The 18,475-nt window shown below is 36.8% G+C and carries 18 protein-coding genes; 15 read left to right on the forward strand and 3 right to left on the reverse strand.

The genetic code is table 11. The annotated features are described in order from the left end of the window. The first annotated feature begins 225 nt into the window (after nt 1-225). Genes mutS through hfq form a run of 4 tightly spaced genes read left to right on the forward strand, consistent with a single transcriptional unit; the run spans nt 226 to nt 5,952 of the window. Complete coding sequence (mutS, locus tag J2X07_RS05885) at nt 226-2,820, forward strand: DNA mismatch repair protein MutS (RefSeq protein WP_310257499.1); 2,595 nt, start codon at nt 226-228, stop codon at nt 2,818-2,820. A gap of 20 nt (nt 2,821-2,840) precedes the next feature. Then, the gene (gene mutL / locus J2X07_RS05890; RefSeq protein WP_310257500.1) at nt 2,841-4,724 is read left to right on the forward strand and encodes a DNA mismatch repair endonuclease MutL; all 1,884 of its coding nucleotides are present in this window, start codon (nt 2,841-2,843) and stop codon (nt 4,722-4,724) included. Between the two features lie 9 nt (nt 4,725-4,733). Further along, nucleotides 4,734-5,684, forward strand: coding sequence for a tRNA (adenosine(37)-N6)-dimethylallyltransferase MiaA (gene miaA, locus J2X07_RS05895; protein ID WP_310257501.1), 951 nt, complete (start codon nt 4,734-4,736; stop codon nt 5,682-5,684). Between the two features lie 31 nt (nt 5,685-5,715). Then, a complete protein-coding gene (gene hfq / locus J2X07_RS05900) occupies nt 5,716-5,952 on the forward strand; it encodes an RNA chaperone Hfq (RefSeq protein WP_066289634.1) in 237 nt (78 codons plus the stop codon). Nucleotides 5,953-6,003: 51 nt separating this feature from the next. Here hfq and J2X07_RS05905 read toward each other — a convergent pair whose 3' ends face one another. Beyond that, nucleotides 6,004-6,981 carry a tyrosine-type recombinase/integrase gene (locus J2X07_RS05905; protein ID WP_310257502.1) on the reverse strand — a complete coding sequence of 326 codons (978 nt, stop codon included), beginning with the start codon at nt 6,979-6,981 and terminating at the stop codon, nt 6,004-6,006. A gap of 105 nt (nt 6,982-7,086) precedes the next feature. On the opposite strand from J2X07_RS05905, the gene J2X07_RS05910 reads away from it, so the two are divergent. Beyond that, entirely contained in the window at nt 7,087-7,671 is a 585-nt protein-coding gene (locus J2X07_RS05910; protein ID WP_310257503.1) for a YhcN/YlaJ family sporulation lipoprotein, read from the forward strand. Between the two features lie 216 nt (nt 7,672-7,887). Here J2X07_RS05910 and J2X07_RS05915 read toward each other — a convergent pair whose 3' ends face one another. Then, entirely contained in the window at nt 7,888-8,508 is a 621-nt protein-coding gene (locus J2X07_RS05915; protein ID WP_310257504.1) for a YitT family protein, read from the reverse strand. A gap of 271 nt (nt 8,509-8,779) precedes the next feature. Here J2X07_RS05915 and spoVK point away from each other — a divergent pair, with 271 nt between their 5' ends. The 6 genes from spoVK (at nt 8,780) to J2X07_RS05945 (ending at nt 15,518) form a co-directional block, all read left to right on the forward strand. Further along, nucleotides 8,780-9,730, forward strand: coding sequence for a stage V sporulation protein K (spoVK, locus tag J2X07_RS05920; RefSeq protein WP_310257505.1), 951 nt, complete (start codon nt 8,780-8,782; stop codon nt 9,728-9,730). A 39-nt stretch (nt 9,731-9,769) separates the two neighbouring features. Beyond that, on the forward strand, nt 9,770-11,026 hold the full coding sequence (gene hflX, locus J2X07_RS05925) for a GTPase HflX (RefSeq protein WP_310257506.1): 1,257 nt from the start codon (nt 9,770-9,772) through the stop codon (nt 11,024-11,026). Nucleotide 11,027: 1 nt separating this feature from the next. Next, the gene (locus tag J2X07_RS05930; protein ID WP_310257507.1) at nt 11,028-12,296 is read left to right on the forward strand and encodes an aminotransferase class I/II-fold pyridoxal phosphate-dependent enzyme; all 1,269 of its coding nucleotides are present in this window, start codon (nt 11,028-11,030) and stop codon (nt 12,294-12,296) included. A 370-nt stretch (nt 12,297-12,666) separates the two neighbouring features. Beyond that, nucleotides 12,667-13,059 (forward strand): MerR family transcriptional regulator, encoded by a 393-nt coding sequence (locus J2X07_RS05935; protein WP_310257508.1) that lies wholly within the window; start codon nt 12,667-12,669, stop codon nt 13,057-13,059. A 71-nt stretch (nt 13,060-13,130) separates the two neighbouring features. Next, nucleotides 13,131-14,465, forward strand: a complete 1,335-nt coding sequence (gene glnA / locus J2X07_RS05940; RefSeq protein ID WP_310257509.1) for a type I glutamate--ammonia ligase — start codon at nt 13,131-13,133, stop codon at nt 14,463-14,465. Between the two features lie 177 nt (nt 14,466-14,642). Continuing rightward, entirely contained in the window at nt 14,643-15,518 is an 876-nt protein-coding gene (locus J2X07_RS05945; protein WP_310257510.1) for a LysR family transcriptional regulator, read from the forward strand. Between the two features lie 138 nt (nt 15,519-15,656). Here J2X07_RS05945 and lexA read toward each other — a convergent pair whose 3' ends face one another. Then, complete coding sequence (gene lexA, locus J2X07_RS05950) at nt 15,657-16,271, reverse strand: transcriptional repressor LexA (protein WP_310257511.1); 615 nt, start codon at nt 16,269-16,271, stop codon at nt 15,657-15,659. Between the two features lie 162 nt (nt 16,272-16,433). Between lexA and yneA the strand changes: the two genes are divergently transcribed. From yneA to J2X07_RS05970, 4 genes are all read left to right on the forward strand, one after another. Beyond that, nucleotides 16,434-16,700 carry a cell division suppressor protein YneA gene (yneA, locus tag J2X07_RS05955; RefSeq protein ID WP_310257512.1) on the forward strand — a complete coding sequence of 89 codons (267 nt, stop codon included), beginning with the start codon at nt 16,434-16,436 and terminating at the stop codon, nt 16,698-16,700. Between the two features lie 295 nt (nt 16,701-16,995). Beyond that, nucleotides 16,996-17,640 carry a YneB family resolvase-like protein gene (locus J2X07_RS05960; protein ID WP_310257513.1) on the forward strand — a complete coding sequence of 215 codons (645 nt, stop codon included), beginning with the start codon at nt 16,996-16,998 and terminating at the stop codon, nt 17,638-17,640. Between the two features lie 60 nt (nt 17,641-17,700). Then, on the forward strand, nt 17,701-17,940 hold the full coding sequence (locus tag J2X07_RS05965) for a DUF896 domain-containing protein (protein WP_310257514.1): 240 nt from the start codon (nt 17,701-17,703) through the stop codon (nt 17,938-17,940). A gap of 104 nt (nt 17,941-18,044) precedes the next feature. Further along, nucleotides 18,045-18,329 (forward strand): HesB/YadR/YfhF family protein, encoded by a 285-nt coding sequence (locus J2X07_RS05970; RefSeq protein WP_310257515.1) that lies wholly within the window; start codon nt 18,045-18,047, stop codon nt 18,327-18,329. Nucleotides 18,330-18,475: the final 146 nt, after the last annotated feature.

The raw sequence follows: 18,475 nt of genomic DNA on the forward strand, positions 1-18,475 counted from the left end.
TCTCTTTGTCATTATGGTTTCTCGGTGCTCATGTAGGTAATAACATTCCGCTCCTCAAAACCTTCACTTCCTTGACCTTCTTGTTTCTCAATTACCAAACGATCCTAGTTGTTAATGCACGAATCACTAATGAAATAACAATAGTTTCAAAGTGATAAAAAGGTAAAGGCTCGTTGAATTATGATATAATAACAACATTGAAATGTTATGAAAATAGGTGAAAAAATGTCGCAGTACACTCCAATGATGCAACAATATTTATCCATTAAGGCAGCTCATCAGGATGCCTTTTTATTTTTTAGATTAGGCGATTTTTATGAAATGTTTTTTGAAGATGCTGTTAAAGCTTCGCAAATATTAGAAATTACATTAACGAGCAGAGAAGGAGGACAAAATGGACGGATACCAATGTGCGGTGTTCCTTACCATTCCTCAGCCGGCTACATAAAAGTTCTCGTAGAAAACGGTTATAAAGTAGCCATTTGCGAACAAGTAGAAGATCCAAAACAAGCTGTAGGTGTTGTAAGACGAGAAGTGGTTCAAATTATTACACCTGGTACGGTAATTGATGATCATTTATTGCAGGATCGTGAAAATAATTACCTTGTTTCGATTGATAAACAGGGTGATTCGTATGCATATATTTTGTGTGACTTGTCCACAGGTGAAATGAAAGGTTATTTATATGAAGGAAGCCATTTGCCTTTTATTCAGCTGCTTTTAAGCCAGGGCATTAAAGAAATCGTAGGAGATCAATCCTTACATAATGAATGGTATGATTATCTTTCTCAAAATGGACAGGCATCAATTTCAATACAGTCAGATAGTGAAATAGAAGGTAAATTCAGCCACCTTGCTGAAAATATTACACCGCCTTTACTTTTAAAAGCAGCTGGGCGTTTATTTCAATACTTAAGCTTTACTCAAAAGCGGTCGTTTCATCATTTGAAAGCTGTTGAATACCAGCAAAATGAAAAGAGGATGAAGCTTGATGCCTTTTCTAAGAGAAATTTGGAATTAACAGAATCGATACGTGCAAAAGGGAAAAAAGGTTCTTTGCTTTGGCTTCTTGATGCAACGATGACAGCGATGGGTGCAAGAAAACTTAAACAATGGGTGGAAGAGCCTCTGTTTGTAAAAGAAACGATAGAAAAACGTCTTCAGCTCGTTGAAAACCTTATCGGTGAATTTTTTATTCGAGAGGAAATGAAAGAGCAGCTGAAATCCGTTTATGATATGGAGCGGCTTATTGCAAAAATCTCGTATGGAAATGCGAGTCCGAGAGATTTAGTTCAGCTTAGAAGGTCATTGCAAAGTGTTCCTGTCATCAGAGAAAAAATTAACCAGATCGATGGTGATTATGCTAGAAATCTCTACGAAAAGATGACAGACCATGGTGAGCTTGCTGATTTTCTAGCCTCTGCACTTTGTGAAGAAGCACCCATACAAATTAAGGATGGCGGGATTATAAAAAAAGGGTTTAATGCCAAGTTGGACGAGTATAAAGATGCGAGCATGAACGGAAAAGAGTGGATTGCTTCTTTAGAACAACAAGAGAAAGCAGCTACTGGTATTAAATCGCTTAAAATCGGATTTAATAAAATATTTGGCTACTTTATAGAAGTAACTAGATCTAATCTCTCCATGGTGCCTGAAGATCGGTACGAACGAAAACAAACATTAGCTAATGCAGAACGTTATGTAACACCTGAATTAAAAGAAAAAGAGCGTATTATATTAGAAGCAGAAGATAAAATTTCAGGTCTAGAGTATTCTTTGTTTTTAGAGGTAAGAGAGCATGTAAAACAATATATACCTGGACTGCAACAGCTGGCTGCCGCTATTTCAGAACTGGACGTTGTTCAATCCTTTGCATCGATCAGTGAACAATATCATTACGTGAGACCGGTTATTTCTGAAAATGGAAACGTAAATATTGTGGGCGGACGCCATCCAGTCGTTGAAAAAGTAATGGATGCACAAGAATATGTACCAAATGATATTCATTTAAATAATGAACGGAATATGCTGTTGATCACAGGTCCAAATATGGCCGGTAAAAGTACGTATATGCGCCAATTAGCTTTAACTTCTGTCATGATGCAGATCGGCTGTTTTGTTCCGGCAGAAAGTGCAGAACTCCCGATGTTTGATCAAATTTTTACTCGGATTGGTGCAGCGGATGATCTTGTAGGCGGTCAGAGTACTTTTATGGTTGAAATGCTGGAAACGAATTTTGCTCTTACAAGTGCAACTGAAAATAGCTTAATTTTACTTGATGAAATAGGGAGAGGTACATCCACTTATGACGGAATGGCCTTGGCACAATCTATTATTGAGTTTATACATGAAAAGATTAAAGCAAAAACGCTGTTTTCAACACATTATCATGAGTTAACGGTTTTAGAAAAAACGCTTCCTTCTCTACAAAATGTGTTTGTAAGTGCCGTAGAGGAAAATGGAAGACTCGTATTTTTGCATAAAGTAATTGATGGACAAGCAGATAAAAGCTTTGGTATTCAAGTTGCAGAACTGGCAGAACTTCCTGAAGCAGTAATAAGAAGAGCGAAGACCATATTAAATTCATATGAAAATCAGCAAAGAAATGAACCGGATCCTTCCATTAAAGAAATTTCGGCAACAGAAGAAGAAGTGATGGAGAGTCAGTTAAGTCTTTTCTCAGAAAACCATTCACAAAAGATACGAAAAGAGCCAAAAGAAGTGGATGTTATTAAAGAGCTGAGGTCTATAAATCTTTTAGAAATGACACCGATGGATGCCATGAATGTGATATACAAACTTCAAGGAAAGCTGAAATAAAAATAAAGGAGGCATAACAGATGGGCAAAATCGTACAGATGGATGAACATTTATCAAATAAAATCGCTGCTGGTGAAGTTGTCGAGCGCCCAGCCTCTGTAGTTAAAGAACTTGTTGAAAACTCAATCGATGCCAATGCGACAAGAATTGAAGTCGAAGTGGAAGAGGGCGGTCTTTCGCTCATACGGGTACTAGATAACGGAGATGGAATTGAACCTGAAGATTGTGTACTTGCTTTTAATCGGCATGCAACAAGTAAAATAAAAAACGAACAAGATCTGATCCATATCCGAACGATGGGTTTCAGGGGAGAAGCGTTGCCAAGTATCTCTTCCGTCTCACAAGTAGAGCTTAAGACATCAACTGGGGACGGACCAGGAACATATCTATTTATCGAGAACGGCAAAATTGTAAAGCAGCAGCAAACTAGCAGCAGAAAAGGGACAGATGTAAATGTGAGAAATTTATTTTACAATACACCTGCCCGTCTTAAACATTTAAAAACGATTCAAACTGAACTTGGGGCTATTACGGATCTTATGAATCGGCTTGCTCTCGCAAATCCACACGTGGCTTTTCGTTTAAAGCATAATGGAAAAGAGTTATTACAAACTTCCGGTAATGATAACCTGCAGCAGATTATCGCTTCTGTTTATGGCATTCAAACTGCTAAGAATATGATTCCAGTAACATGTTCATCACTAGATTATGAAATTACAGGTTATATTGCTAAACCAGAGGTAAACAGGGCTTCTAGACAATATATTTCACTTTTTATGAATGGCAGATATATTAAGAATTATTCGCTTTCAAAAGCCATTCAAAATGCGTATCATACATTTTTACCGATTGGCAGGTTTCCGATTGCTGTATTATCAATCAAAATGGACCCAACAATTATTGATGTAAACGTTCACCCTTCCAAACATGAAGCAAGGCTGAGTAAAGAAACGGAACTGGTACAGCTCGTAGAAAATGAACTGAGAAAAACCATTAAAGGCCAGCAATTAATACCAGACGTTCAAATTCCAAGAAAAGAACAAAAAGCGAAAGATTTGGATTATCAATCTTCCTTTTCGTTTCAATACGGCCAGACAAAAGAGCATTCCAAACCTGTTTATGAGCCAGCTGAAACTAGTCAAAATGAATTGTCCCCGACAAGATTGGCAGAAACAGTGCCACTTAAAATGGACAATGAGCAAATTAGTGAAATGGTAGATACTTTATTAGAAGATAAAAAGAATTCTAAACAAGGTTGGGATCCAGACAAATTACCGGCTGATCATAACGATAATGATTTCGTTCATGAAAGTCATAAGGAAAAACTTCCTGTACTCTATCCGATTGGACAGATGCATGGTACTTATATTCTGGCGCAAAATGAAAATGGCCTTTACTTGATCGACCAGCATGCAGCTCAAGAGCGTATTAAATATGAATATTTCAGAAAAAAAGTGGGACAAGTAGAGCGAGAAGTTCAAATGCTGACGGTTCCATACACTTTTGAATATACAAGTCATGAATCTGCCTTCATACATGAAAACTTGGAGTTCTTTAGCCAAGTCGGACTGTTTTTAGAACCATTTGGACAAAATACGTTTATTGTGAGAGAACATCCGCAATGGTTTCCGAAGGGATATGAAAAAGAAACAATGTTAGACATTGTTCAGCAAGTGTTAGACAACAAAAAAATTAATATCGAGAAACTTAGAGAAGAAGCGGCGATCATGATGTCCTGTAAAGGTTCGATAAAAGCAAATCATCACTTAAGAAACGATGAGATTTTTGCATTACTGCAATCTCTTCGTGCCGCTGAGGATCCATATACATGTCCGCATGGAAGACCTGTTACGATTCATCTATCAACTTATGAACTCGAAAAAATGTTTAAAAGAGTCATGTAGGAGTTTGTTATGAAAGAAAAATTAGTTGTAATAGTAGGACCAACTGCTGTAGGTAAGACGAAAACGAGTGTTGAGCTCGCGAAAGCCATTAACGGAGAAATCATCAGTGGAGATTCTATGCAGATCTATAAAGGGCTGAATATTGGTACTGCAAAAGTCTCAGATGATGAAAAAGATGGAATTACTCATCATTTACTAGATATTAAAGATCCGACTGAACCATATTCTGTTGCAGAATTTCAACATAACGCCAGAAACCTTATACACGAGATTAACAAAAGAGGGAAAATTCCTATCATCGCTGGGGGAACAGGTCTTTATATTCGTTCAGTTACCCATGACTATGAGTTTTCAGAAGCAAGGAAGAATGATGAACTTAGAAATAAATTTCAGCAAAAAGCAGATGAACACGGGGCTGACAGCTTGCATGAAGAATTAAAAAGAGTGGATCCAATTAGGGCGGCTGAAATTCATCCTAATAATGTTCATCGTGTAATTCGTGCATTAGAAATATATTATGAAACTGGAAACGTGCCATCAAATGAACAAAAAAATAAAGGGAATGAAATGGAATCAAATTATGATCTTGCATTAGTTGGGCTGACAATGGATCGTGAAATTTTGTATGAACGTATTAATAGACGTGTCGACCTCATGATCGATCAAGGTGTTATCGAGGAGGCAAAGTGGCTATTATCGATGGATATTTCAAACAGTCTTGCAGCCAAAGCAATCGGTTATAAAGAACTATTTCCTTACCTGCTAGGAGATAGTACGCTTGAAGAAGCGGTTACCATCCTAAAAAGAAATTCACGACGATATGCTAAGAGGCAGTTTACATGGTTTAATAATCAAATGAATATACAATGGTTTTCTATGGATAAAGCTCCCTTTGATAAAAAATTTCGAGAAATTCTGCACTTTGTTGAAGGGAAATTAAAAATTTCCGAGAATGTATAGAGGTAATGCCCAAAGAGGAGGATCTGTTCACATGAAGCAATCTATCAATTTACAGGATCATTACTTAAACCAGCTACGGCGCGAAAACATTTACGTGACCGTATATTTGCTGAATGGTTTTCAGCTCAAAGGTTTAGTAAAGGGGTTTGACAACTTTACGGTCGTACTTGAGGCAGAAGGGAAACAGCACCTCATTTATAAGCATGCCATTTCAACGTTTACCCCACATCGAAATGTAGATCTATCGTCTGCAAATATGAATGAATAAAAAAATTACTCCCTGCATTCTGTAAAAAGAGTGCAGGGAGTTTTCGCTTTTTTAAACGATCGTTTCTATTTCTTTTATGTAATTTTCATATCTTTGTACAGTAAGAGCGGACTTTAGGCCAAACCTGGCCTGGATTTCTTCTGTTGAATTATTTTTCATAATAAAATTTAATATCGCTGTTCTTCTTAAATGTTGTGAACTAACACCTGTTCTAATACCTGAACGTTTAATTTCCTGTCTTAACATTTTTTGAATCGCGATAACAGTTAATGGCTTAGGTTCATAATTGCTGTAATCAAAGCGGTACGTTCCTCTCTGATAATCGAACGCAATGAAAAATCGATCAGAAGAATGATTTCTTGGCTTTATACTGTCCGGAATGCTGTCAAAATATGCGAATAGTAATTGTTGCGTTTCTTTTTCAAGCGGTAAGAGACGCTTTTCATCATCGTTTTTTACGGTCAATAATTGAGCAGTAAATTGGACATCTTTCCTCTCGATACTAGCCAGCTCTTGCAGTGTAAGTCCATAATTGTAAAGCAATGTTACAATCGCTTCATTTCTTTTTATTAATAAATGCCTGAACTTTTGCTGTTTTTCAGTTAACCCTTCGTATGAGGAAAGGATTTGAAAAAGCTGCGCGAATTCTTCTTCTGTTATAAAATCCTCTTTTTTAAAGTGTTTGTCTTCTTCCCATTTTTGATCGAAGTCCTTAAAAGGGCTTTCTTTTATTCGCTTTTGAACTTGTAGAAAGTGAAATAAACTTTTTGTTACAGTAAATACCCTATTTGTCGTTGCTGCACTGTATTCTCTTTGTTCTGTAAGAAATAGAAAATACTCATTTAAAAGTTCTTTATTTAATTTTTGAATCGTGTAAAGGTCATCACTCTTTTTCATTACTCTAATCCAAGCAAAAAAATCGAGTAAGTCATAAGAATATCTTTTAATCGTGCTTTTTTTTCGGCCTTTTTTTTGTAAATGGTCAATAAAGAGCTGAGCATAATCCGGTAAATTTGGATACTCTTCCATTATTGCCTCCTGTAACCTGTTTTTCCCATTATAGCAAAGGTGCTTACTTTTGCATATTTTCCTCTAGTTCATACAAACACTATGCAGAAAAGGGATGAATGAAAGATGCGAAAATATTTAGGAATATTAGTTATGCTTTCCATTTGTTTAACGGCGTGCGGAACCAACAAACAGCCGAATCAAGAAAGTACTGAAGAAACAAAGCAAATTAAAAATACGAAGGCAGGAAGAGAGCCGAATTCTTATATTGATACGCCATCAGTTGAGAGAAAAAGTGGAGAAGTTCATCAATCAAAAGATTTAGTCAAACTTGCTGAAAATGTTCCAGGCGTTCAAAAAGCTTATGTAATTGTTAGCGGGTTATATACGTTAGTTGGAATCCAGCCTATGACAAAAGTTCAGCCGGGACAAGAAAATGATGAACTGAGAACTGAGGTTTATAATGTACTGAAAAAGAATGCACAAGGAAGGAATGCGGCAATTACGACAGATCCTGACAAAATAGCCGACATCAAGCGATTAGGAGAAAAGGTTACACAAGGTAAACGTCATCAGACACACCGTGGAGTATACAACGAACTTGGACATATTATTAGTAAAATAAAACCTGTAAACGGCCAGTATAAATCAACTGAAAGACAAGAAATGCATAAAGATATGGATAAAAACAGGGACGATTTATATAAATAAATATTTCCTAAGCAAGCGCAGAAAATGACATAATAGGACAGCCTGAAAAAAATAAGTAGACATAATAAATGTTATGTCTATTTTGATTTTAATATTATGCCCATTTAGAAGTGGTTGGCAAGGCTCACCGCACACCCTGCGAAAAGGAAGCATCAAAGAGAAGAGATTAAAAGCGTTATAAAAAAAGCATTCTCCATCATGTAAAGGAGAATGCTTTTAACTATTTCTTACGGCATCAATTGATTCATCAACCTCATATGCAATAGCAGGAGATTTGGTCTTAAATTTACCGGCTAAAAAAGAGGCGATCGTGATTGAAAAAATCGAAATAAAAGCATTGTGAAACCCTACAATAACCATTGCAGATGATACAATAATGAAATCAGTAACAAACAATGTTAATCCGCGATTAATTTCTCTTTTCTGTTCTAAATATAAAGCTAAAATGTGGATGCCGCCTAATGAAGCCCCTGAATTAAGAACAAGACTGACTCCAACACCGATTAAGCTTCCTGCGAGTATGGATGCAAGAAAAGGAGCAACAATTGGAAAATGGATAAAGCTTAATAAATCGGTTATAGCAGAAACAAGAAATATACATAAAAAAGTAGTAATTGAAAACGTCCATCCTAATTTTTTAATTGACAGAATAAAAAAGGGCAGGTTCACAATTAAAAATAAGATTCCCCACGACCAATCGCTTAAGAAAGAGCCTAAAGTAGCGATTCCGGCAGTTCCGCCAAATGTAAGTGAGTGTATGTTTAAGATTTTCATTCCGGCTGCTGTTAAAAACAATCCAGCTAATATGGCTAAGCTTTTTTGAACTTTTGTATTCAAAATATTTCTTCCTTCTTCCATTTAAATCTAAACTGGGTTCATATAATACATAACATATCATGGAAAAGTGCCTTTCTTGAGTATTTTTATTCATCTGAAAACAGTAAGCGCTTTCATAAGCGGGATTGAAAAACAGTTGGATACTGGTAGTAGAGTAAGACCTTGAATCATAAATTAATAATAGTGAAGTGCATATGAATTAGGCATTTGTCACAGATGATCAGTTAGATGCGTATAAATGTTGTGAATGGCTAAAGAGAGGTGGAAGCGCTTGAGTGACCCTATCGCTATGAAAAAGCATCGGCAAATTAACATTGTACTGAATCAGGGCAATGAAAAAATAAGAGTAGATGAAGCAAGTCAGATGGCTGGAAAAGCAAAAGCAACAGATCAGCACCTCCCATTGCTTAAAATTGAACAAGATTTAAATAAACTTGTTGGAATGGAAGAGTTAAAATATCACGTTAAAGAAATCTATGCATGGCTTCACATTAATAAATGCCGTCAAGAAATGGGTATGAAAGCTGAAAAACAGTCGCTTCATATGTTGTTTAAAGGGAACCCCGGTACAGGTAAAACTACAGTGGCACGGAAATTAGGAACCCTCTTCCATGAAATGAAAGTATTATCGAAAGGTCATTTGATCGAGGCAGAAAGAGCAGACCTCGTTGGTGAATATATTGGACATACGGCTCAAAAGACAAGAGAATTATTAAAAAAAGCAAGTGGCGGAATCCTATTTATAGATGAGGCTTATTCCTTAGGAAGAGGCGGAGAAAAGGATTTTGGAAAAGAAGCAATCGATACATTAGTAAAGGCAATGGAAGATCAGCAGCATGATTTTATTTTAATATTGGCAGGTTATTCAAAAGAGATGGAACGCTTTTTGAAATTAAATCCTGGTCTTCCCTCCAGGTTTCCTGTAGTCGTATCTTTTCCGGATTATAATGTTGATGAACTTATGGAAATCAGCAAAAGAATGTTAATTGACCGTGAATACGTTTTTACGAAAGAATGTGAGTGGAAATTCAAACAGCATATTGAAAGAATAAGGAACTCAGCAAGTTCAACCTTTTCAAATGGAAGATACGTTCGTAATATGATCGAAAAAGCCATAAGAAGGCAATCTGTGCGGCTTTTGAAAAATGTTCAGCCAGATAAGAAAACCTTAATGACCATTCAAAGTGATGACCTGGTGCTAGAAGAACATGAATTGATTTGATATGATGATAACAGACTATGGAAAGCAGGGATCGTTACTTTGAACAGACAGAATGATTCAGTTCATGAAAAAGCGATTCTCGTCGGCTGTCAGCTTCCTAGACAGAACGACGAGCGTTTTTTTTATTCGATGGAAGAATTAAAATCACTTACAAAAACAGCTAATGGCACAGTGTGCGCTGTTGTATCGCAAAAAAGAGAACGATATGATTCTGCTACTTTTATTGGGAAAGGCAAAGTGGAAGAAATTATCGCATTAGAAGAGGAGCTTGAAGCAGATCTAATCATCTTTAATAGTGAATTGTCCCCCTCTCAAGTACGTAATTTATCAAATCATTTCAACGCGAGAATTATTGATCGTACTCAACTCATCTTAGATATTTTTGCCCAGCGTGCAAAAACTCGTGAAGGAAAACTGCAAGTGGAACTTGCACAGTTAGAATATTTATTGCCTAGACTTTCTGGGATAGGTGTGACCCTATCCAGGCTTGGAGGAGGAATCGGTACAAGGGGTCCTGGTGAAACAAAGCTCGAAAAAGACAGAAGGCATATTCGATTCCGCATCCATGAACTTAAACAGCAGATTAATCAAGTTGTCAACCATCGAGAAAGATATCGAGAACGCAGAAAGCATCAGGGCGCTTTCCAAGCCGCACTTGTAGGATATACGAACGCTGGTAAATCAACGATTTTTAATAAACTGGCAGAAGCAGATAGTTATGAAGAAGATAAGCTTTTCGCTACTTTGGATCCGTTAACTCGTAAAGTAAAGCTAAAAAGCGGATTTCAAATGCTTCTAACAGATACGGTTGGTTTTATTCAAGATCTTCCCACTTCACTGATTGCTGCCTTTAGATCGACATTAGAAGAAGCGGCAGAAGCAAACCTGCTCATACACGTAATTGACGGGTCAAGTGAAGATCGATCTCAGCATGAAAAGACCGTAAGTCGTATATTGAACGATTTAAAAGCCAGTCACATTCCAATGTTGACCGTTTACAATAAGAAAGATCAATTTGGAGGTCATTTCATTCCTGAAAATCCATCGATTTCGATATCGGCACTTTCGGAAAATGATATTTCAGCACTTCTTTCAGCTATCGAAAAAGAGGTTGTAAAACAACTAACATTCTATCAAATTGATGTACCAGCGCATGACGGGAAGCTCCTTTCAAGGCTCCGATCAGAAACCATTATGCTCGAGCAAGAATTTAACAAAGAAAAACAGCTGTATGAATGCAAAGGATATGCCCATTCATCTTCATCAATAGATTCTATAGGCAACAGAGGAGAGTAGTATGTATTCACTATTTCAAAATGGCGGGATTTTAGAAAACAAGACAGAAAAAGTAATGGAAAAAATAAAAAAAGTTCATTCTTCAATAGATGAAATAGCGCAATTTAATCAGCTAAAAGTACTGCGTGCCTTTCAAAATAACCAGGTAGGAGATCATCATTTTCATCCTTCAACAGGATATGGGTACAATGATTCAGGAAGAGATACATTAGAAAAAGTGTACGCGGATGTCTTTGGAGCAGAATCTGCACTTGTCCGTCCGCAAATCATTTCAGGAACACATGCCATAGCTCTATCCTTGTTTGGTGTGCTCCGTCCTGGAGATGAATTGTTATATATAACAGGCAAGCCCTACGATACTTTAGAAGAAATCGTCGGTATAAGAGGGACTGGAGAAGGCTCTTTAAAAGAATATAACATTACATACCAGCATGTTGATCTTACAGAGCAAGGCACTATTAATTATGATGCTGTTCAGTCAGCTCTATCAGAAAAAACAAAAATGATTGGTATCCAGCGATCAAAGGGATACGCAGACCGTCCTTCATTTACGGTTAATGAGATTAAAGAAATGATTGAATTTGTTAAAGGAATTAATAAGGAGCTTATCGTTTTTGTTGATAACTGTTACGGAGAGTTTGTAGAGCAAAGTGAGCCAATTGAAGCAGGTGCAGATATCATTGCAGGTTCTTTAATCAAAAATCCTGGCGGTGGACTTGCTAAAACAGGAGGATATATCGCGGGAAAAGAAACACTTATTAATAGAATATCTTATCGTCTCACATCACCAGGAATCGGCCGTGAAGCAGGAGCTTCCTTATATAGTCTTCAGGAAATGTATCAAGGCTTTTTCTTAGCACCTCATGTAACAGCCCAAGCACTAAAAGGAGCTGTGTTCACTGCAGCTTTTCTTGAGGAATTAGGGATGCAGACCCGTCCTGCCTGGAATGCTAAGCGAACAGATCTTATACAATCTGTCATTTTTGATGATCGGGACAGAATGATTAAGTTTTGCCAAGCGATTCAAAAAGCATCACCCGTTAATTCTTATGCACTTCCTTATCCTGACTATATGCCTGGTTATGAGGATGATGTTATTATGGCCGCTGGTACTTTTATTCAGGGTGCGAGTATTGAACTCACAGCAGATGGTCCCATCCGCCCGCCATATATTGCATTTGTTCAAGGGGGACTAACCTTTGAACACGTTAAAATTGCTGTTCTTTCAGCGGTGGATGAACTATTGACACAAGGATTAGTTACCGTATAGCTTGATAAAAAAGGGCTTTAGCCCTTTTTTTTTTTGGCTGTATCTAAAGGCTCTTTTCTAAAAGATTGTTGCTTTTAAATAATTTTTGTAAAGAGACTTCATTGACAAGTTGATTGGAGTGCAAGGTGCGAGACTCCTGCGGGATCAGTGGGACAGGAGAGACCATACAATGTCGCAAAGCGACTAATGGGCTCACCGCACGCCCCGCGGAAAGCGAGCATCCTGAAACGGAAATCAACTACTTTCAAAAGCAACAAAGTATGCGAAAACAGCCTATTTATTTTGTCCATGTTATTTTTTCTGACATATCGATTGACATGTTAGCTTTTATGACATAAGATATAAAATAAGTTGAAAGGAGGTAGTTAGTATGAACGATATGAATAGAAGAAACCTACCTTTGTTTCCCATTAGTATTGTTATGCAGCTGACTGAATTATCGGCAAGACAAGTTCGTTACTATGAAGAGAACAAACTGATTCATCCTGCAAGGACAGAAGGAAACCGTCGTTTATTTTCTTTCAATGATGTAGATAAATTGCTTGAAATTAAAGCAATGTTAGAACAGGGTATCAACTTAGCAGGAATTAAACGAGTATTTGAACTGAACGAGCAGGCAGCAGAATTTATTAAGAATCAGCAGGGTGCTGAAGAAATTTCTGAATCTGCCATACATCGGCGTTTAAAGCGAGAATTAATTCATGCTGGAAGACACGGAAAGACGTCTTTAATACAAGGAGAACTTTCCAGATTTTTTCATTGATTTTTACTCATAATACTTAACAGGTAATGATTCGCCAAAAAGGCGTTTTATATAATAAGGAGGAGAAAGATTTGTCAAAGTTTACAAAAGAAGATATTTACAAAAGTGTTAAAGAAGAAAATGTAAGATTTATCCGACTCCAATTCACAGACCTACTCGGTATAATTAAAAATGTTGAGATTCCAGTAAGTCAGCTTGAAAAAGCTCTAGATAACAAAATGATGTTTGACGGATCTTCAATCGAAGGTTTTGTTCGAATTGAAGAGTCAGATATGTATCTATTCCCGGATTTAGATACTTGGGTGATCTTCCCTTGGACATCTGAAAAAGGAAAAGTAGCTCGTTTAATCTGTGATATTTATAGCCCAGACGGAACTCCTTTCGATGGAGATCCGCGTGGAATATTGAAACGCGTTCTTAAAGAAATGGAAGACTTAGGTTTCACAGAGTTCAATATCGGACCTGAACCAGAATTCTTCTTGTTTAAGAATGACGATAAAGGTGAACCGACACTAGAATTAAACGATAAAGGCGGATATTTTGACCTTGCACCAACAGATCTTGGTGAAAACTGCCGAAGAGATATCGTTTTAGAACTTGAAGATATGGGCTTTGAAATTGAAGCTTCTCACCATGAAGTTGCGCCTGGTCAGCACGAAATAGATTTTAAGTATGCTGATGCAGTTAACACATGTGATAACATCCAAACATTTAAACTAGCTGTTAAAACTATCGCACGTAAACATGGTCTTCACGCAACATTCATGGCAAAACCGTTATTCGGTGTAAACGGATCTGGAATGCATGCAAACATGTCGCTATTTAAAGATGGTAAAAATGCATTTTACGATGAAAGTACAGAATCTGGTTTAAGTGAAACGGCTATGCATTTCTTAGCAGGAATCTTGAAACACGCTCAAGACTTTACAGCAATCACTAACCCAACTGTTAACTCTTATAAGCGTCTAGTTCCTGGTTATGAAGCACCATGTTACGTAGCATGGTCTATGCAAAACAGAAGCCCGCTTATCCGTATTCCTGCTTCTCGTGGTGTAAGTACACGTATTGAAGTAAGAAGTGTGGATCCTACGGCTAATCCTTATCTTGCTATGGCAGTATTGCTTGCGTCTGGTCTTGACGGAATCAAGAACAAATTAGCAGCTCCAAAGCCAATCGACCGCAACATCTATGTAATGGATAAAGATGAGCGTGAAGCAGAAGGTATTAAAGATCTTCCTGCAACGTTAAAAGAAGCTCTTGTTAACTTAAGCAAAAGTGAAGTATTAACAAAAGCACTTGGTGAACACGCGACTGAGCACTTCATTGAAGCAAAAGAAATCGAGTGGGATATGTTCCGTACACAAGTTCACCCTTGGGAACGCGAACAATATATGAGCTTGTACTAAAACTGAAAAACCTTGACGCTGGCAGCGTCAGGGTTTTTTTGTTTGTATTATCAATATGCGCAGCATGCTTAGAGATGAATTCCATTTTCTAATCAGCTCATTTTTTGTCGAAATATAATTAAAATAATTCATACTTTATGTTATATTATGAAAAAAACTAATTCAAGGAGAATGGATTTGTCGATAGCCAAATACGAAATATTTCATGCAGTAGTTGAACTTGGAAGTTTAACAAAAGCAAGTGAGTCGTTAAAAATTTCACAATCTGGGGTAAGCCATGCCATTTCCAGCTTGGAAAAAGAACTGGGGTTTTCCTTATTAACCCGCAATAAATCAGGCATCAGACTAACTGTAAACGGTGAGCGAATGCTTTTCTATATCAGAGAGATTCTATATTTAAATGAAAAAATGATTCAGGAGGCTGGGGAGATACGTGGACTGGAAATAGGTACTGTAAGGATTGGCACTTTTTCATCTATTTCTGCTATATGGCTTCCTGGAATATTAAAAAAATTTACGGAACAATATCCGCATATAAAAATTGATATTTTAGAAGGGAAACAAGAGGATATTTCTCTGTGGATTTCTAAAGGGATTGTCGATTTTGGTTTTTTAATGCTTCCTGCTGCAGATCTGGAGGTTCTACATTTAAAGCGAGAAGCTTTTTCCTGTGTTGTGCCGGAAACCCATCCTTTAAGTGATGAAATTTCAATAAAGCCATATGTACTAAATGAAGAGAAATTGATTCTACAAAATTCTACCCTTAAAATCATACATAACATTTTGAAATCAAATAAACTCACCCCTGAAATTGCATATCATTTAGATGATGAACAGGCTATTATTTCGATGGTTAAAAATTCACTTGGTGTAGCCGTCCTGCCTGAAATCGCTTTGCACAATCTGCCTGATCGTGTAAAAAAAATACCACTTTCAGATGATCGTGCCATTTCATCTATCGGAATTGGTTCGATATCCTTTAAAAGTCTTTCACCAGCTGCTGAAAAGTTTATTGCAGCATCGACCTTATGGTTAAATGAAAACTTTACATGATTCTTATTATAAAGTATCAAAAACCCTGACATCGGCCATCAAATAAAAGAAGTAAACGATAACAAAAGATAAGTGTTTAGTGATAAAGAGGATATAAAAACCAGACTGTAAAATAGTCTGGTTTTTTGCTTGTTTATTTTAATGGATCGTTCGGTATACGCCAATTACTTTTCCGAGGATTGTACAGCTTTGAAGGATGATAGGTTCCATAGAAGAGTTTTCAGGCTGAAGGCGGATATGATTCTTTTCTTTAAAGAATCGTTTAACCGTTGCTTCATCCTCATCTGTCATAGCTACGATAATGTCACCATTGTTCGCTGTTGGCTGCTGTTTTACTACGACTAAGTCACCATTTAAGATTCCTGCTTCAATCATACTGTTTCCGATAACTGAAAGCATAAAAACATTTTCGTCTCCAACCATGTATTCAGGAAGTGGAAAGTATTCTTCAACATTCTCTACAGCACTAATCGGCAGACCCGCCGTAACTTTACCTATAACCGGGATTGAGATCGATTTAACAGATGCAGCATTATCTTCTAGTCCTAAAACTTCAATCGCTCTTGGTTTTGTGGGGTCTCTGCGTATAAGACCTTTTTTCTCAAGTCTTGCCAAATGTCCGTGCACAGTGGAACTGGATGCCAATCCTACAGCTTCACCAATCTCCCGTACAGATGGGGGATAACCTTTTTGAGAAACTTCATCTTTTATAAAAGCCAAAATATCCAACTGTCTTCTGGATAACTTAGTCATTTTTTATGCACCTCACCAGAATTTTTATCTATAAAAAGTATAGCATGGCGTTCATTGATATACAAACATAAGTTCGAAAAAACAGTTGACACCGAACAAACGTTCCAGTTATTATTAAAACATAACATACGAACAAACGTTTGTTGAAAGGGGATTTTAACAATGAAACAAGGGACAGTACATGTTATGGTATTCTTATGTTTAGTAGGTGGAATTTTCTTTACATTATCGAATATGGCAGCGAAAGATACGAAATATATAGAGGTTACAGTTAAAGAGGGAGATTCTCTTTGGAGTCTTTCTGAAAAGTATACAGGGGAACATAAGTATTCAAATTGGGAATTTATTAAATGGGTAGAAGACAGAAACAGCGTAAATGCTTCTGCTGTATTTCCTGGACAGAAACTTGTAATACCAGTCAATAAATAAAGCTCTTTTCTAAAAGATCGTTGTTTTCAAGGTTATTTGTCAGTGACATAACTAACAAGTTGATTGGAGTATAAGGTGCGAGAATCCTGCGGGACAGACCGGGCAGGTGAGACACTTATAAGTAAAACGTACGAATGTGGCTCACCGTCTGCCCCGCGGAAAGCGAGCAACCTGTAACGGAAATCAACTACTTTCAAAAGCAATAATGAATACGAAAACAGCCTTCAAAAACAACAAAGTTTCCGAAAACAGCCATACGAAAACAGCTATAAATATAGAAAAGCAGGTCTTATTCATGAGAGCAATCATTTACTGCAGAGTTAGTACAGAAAAAGAAGAACAAACAACATCGATTGAAAGACAAATGAGTGAACTATTGAAAATGGCGAATCAATATGGGATGGAAGTACTCGAATCTATGACTGAAAAAGCAAGCGGATATTCATTAGACAGAGAAGAACTTTTAAACCTATTAGACTTGGCTAGAGATGGGTATTTTCAATGTTTGTTAATCCAAGATGATACACGATTAGGGAGAGGAAAAGCCAAAATGGCAATCCTGCATCAGCTCCTAAAATATAATATTAAAGTCTATACATTATCTCATCAAGGAGAATATACCCTGACCGAAGCAGATGAGATGGTCTTGGATATTGTTTCAACTGTAGAGGAATATCAACGGAAACTTCACAACATGAAAATTAAGCGGGGCATGAAAAAAGCGGTATCGGCCGGATTCAAACCACAAAAAAACTTAAAAAATAAACACTTTGGCGGAAGAGAAAAAAAGGAAGTTCCGATTACTGAAATCGTGCGTCTAAAAAACATGAAACTCACATTTAATGACATCGCCACTACGCTGCGAGGTTTAGGATTTAATGTCTCAAAAGCAACCGTACACAGAAGGTATAAAGAGTATATAGATAATACCGATAACTAGAAATTCTTATTGTACTCATGTAGGATAGAGTATAAGAGTACAATAAAGGAGTTTTTTGTCATGTTACCAAAAGAAAAAATACAAAGAATAAACGAATTATCTAAGAAATCCAAACAAACGGAATTATCTGCTGCAGAAAAAGCAGAACAAAAACAGCTTCGCGAGGAATATTTAAAGGTTTTTCGGAAGTCGTTTAAACAAGATTTGCACGGTGTGACTTTTATGGATCCGGAAGGCAACGATGTAACACCTGAAAAATTAAAGCGAAGTAAAGAAAATAAAAATAATCTCAAACATTAATACAAAATGCCTATTTGCTTTTCTGCAAATAGGCATTTTTTCTGTTGCATTCCTTTAATTATCGTATATACTGTTATATAACACCTGCGAAGGGAGAGAATATTTTGACTTTTTCAATTTCAAGCACAGCTGCCAATCTTTACAAAGATATTGATTTGGGAGCAAAGGAAGGTTTACGTTTGTTTGTAAAGTACGCAGGAAGCGGAGATTCAGGGGGATTCTCACTTGGAGTGACACCTGCAGTACCTGATGAACGTGACTTTATTCAGGAAGTAGAAGGAGTAAAATTTTTTGTGCGTCCCGAGGAACAATGGTTTGTAGAAAATATGGAGTTAGACTATGATGAAAGCACAGACTATTTTTCTTGTCATTTACCAAATTTATCATAATTAGTTAATTTACCGCCTGTTCTATAACAACAATGTTGATATAGTGCAGGCGGTTTTTGTATGAAGTGAAGAGGGTATAGGCAAAATAATAAAAGTTTGTAAGGTGTTTGTCTTGTCTAAAATGAGTTGAACGTTTATTATGAAAG

The sequence above is a fragment of the Fictibacillus barbaricus genome (assembly GCF_031457135.1).
Classification (GTDB): Bacteria; Bacillota; Bacilli; order Bacillales; family Fictibacillaceae; genus Fictibacillus; species Fictibacillus barbaricus_A.

Excerpts from the sequence above, each read along its gene's own strand:
- yneA (WP_310257512.1), top strand. The coding sequence starts at position 16,434 with ATGAAACAAGGGACAGTACATGTTATGGTATTCTTATGTTTAGTAGGT.
- miaA (WP_310257501.1), top strand. The coding sequence starts at position 4,734 with ATGAAAGAAAAATTAGTTGTAATAGTAGGACCAACTGCTGTAGGTAAG.
- J2X07_RS05960 (WP_310257513.1), top strand. The coding sequence starts at position 16,996 with ATGAGAGCAATCATTTACTGCAGAGTTAGTACAGAAAAAGAAGAACAA.
- lexA (WP_310257511.1), bottom strand. The coding sequence starts at position 16,271 with ATGACTAAGTTATCCAGAAGACAGTTGGATATTTTGGCTTTTATAAAA.
- mutS (WP_310257499.1), top strand. The coding sequence starts at position 226 with ATGTCGCAGTACACTCCAATGATGCAACAATATTTATCCATTAAGGCA.
- J2X07_RS05930 (WP_310257507.1), top strand. The coding sequence starts at position 11,028 with ATGTATTCACTATTTCAAAATGGCGGGATTTTAGAAAACAAGACAGAA.
- hfq (WP_066289634.1), top strand. The coding sequence starts at position 5,716 with ATGAAGCAATCTATCAATTTACAGGATCATTACTTAAACCAGCTACGG.
- J2X07_RS05910 (WP_310257503.1), top strand. The coding sequence starts at position 7,087 with ATGCGAAAATATTTAGGAATATTAGTTATGCTTTCCATTTGTTTAACG.
- J2X07_RS05935 (WP_310257508.1), top strand. The coding sequence starts at position 12,667 with ATGAACGATATGAATAGAAGAAACCTACCTTTGTTTCCCATTAGTATT.
- J2X07_RS05905 (WP_310257502.1), bottom strand. The coding sequence starts at position 6,981 with ATGGAAGAGTATCCAAATTTACCGGATTATGCTCAGCTCTTTATTGAC.
- J2X07_RS05965 (WP_310257514.1), top strand. The coding sequence starts at position 17,701 with ATGTTACCAAAAGAAAAAATACAAAGAATAAACGAATTATCTAAGAAA.
- mutL (WP_310257500.1), top strand. The coding sequence starts at position 2,841 with ATGGGCAAAATCGTACAGATGGATGAACATTTATCAAATAAAATCGCT.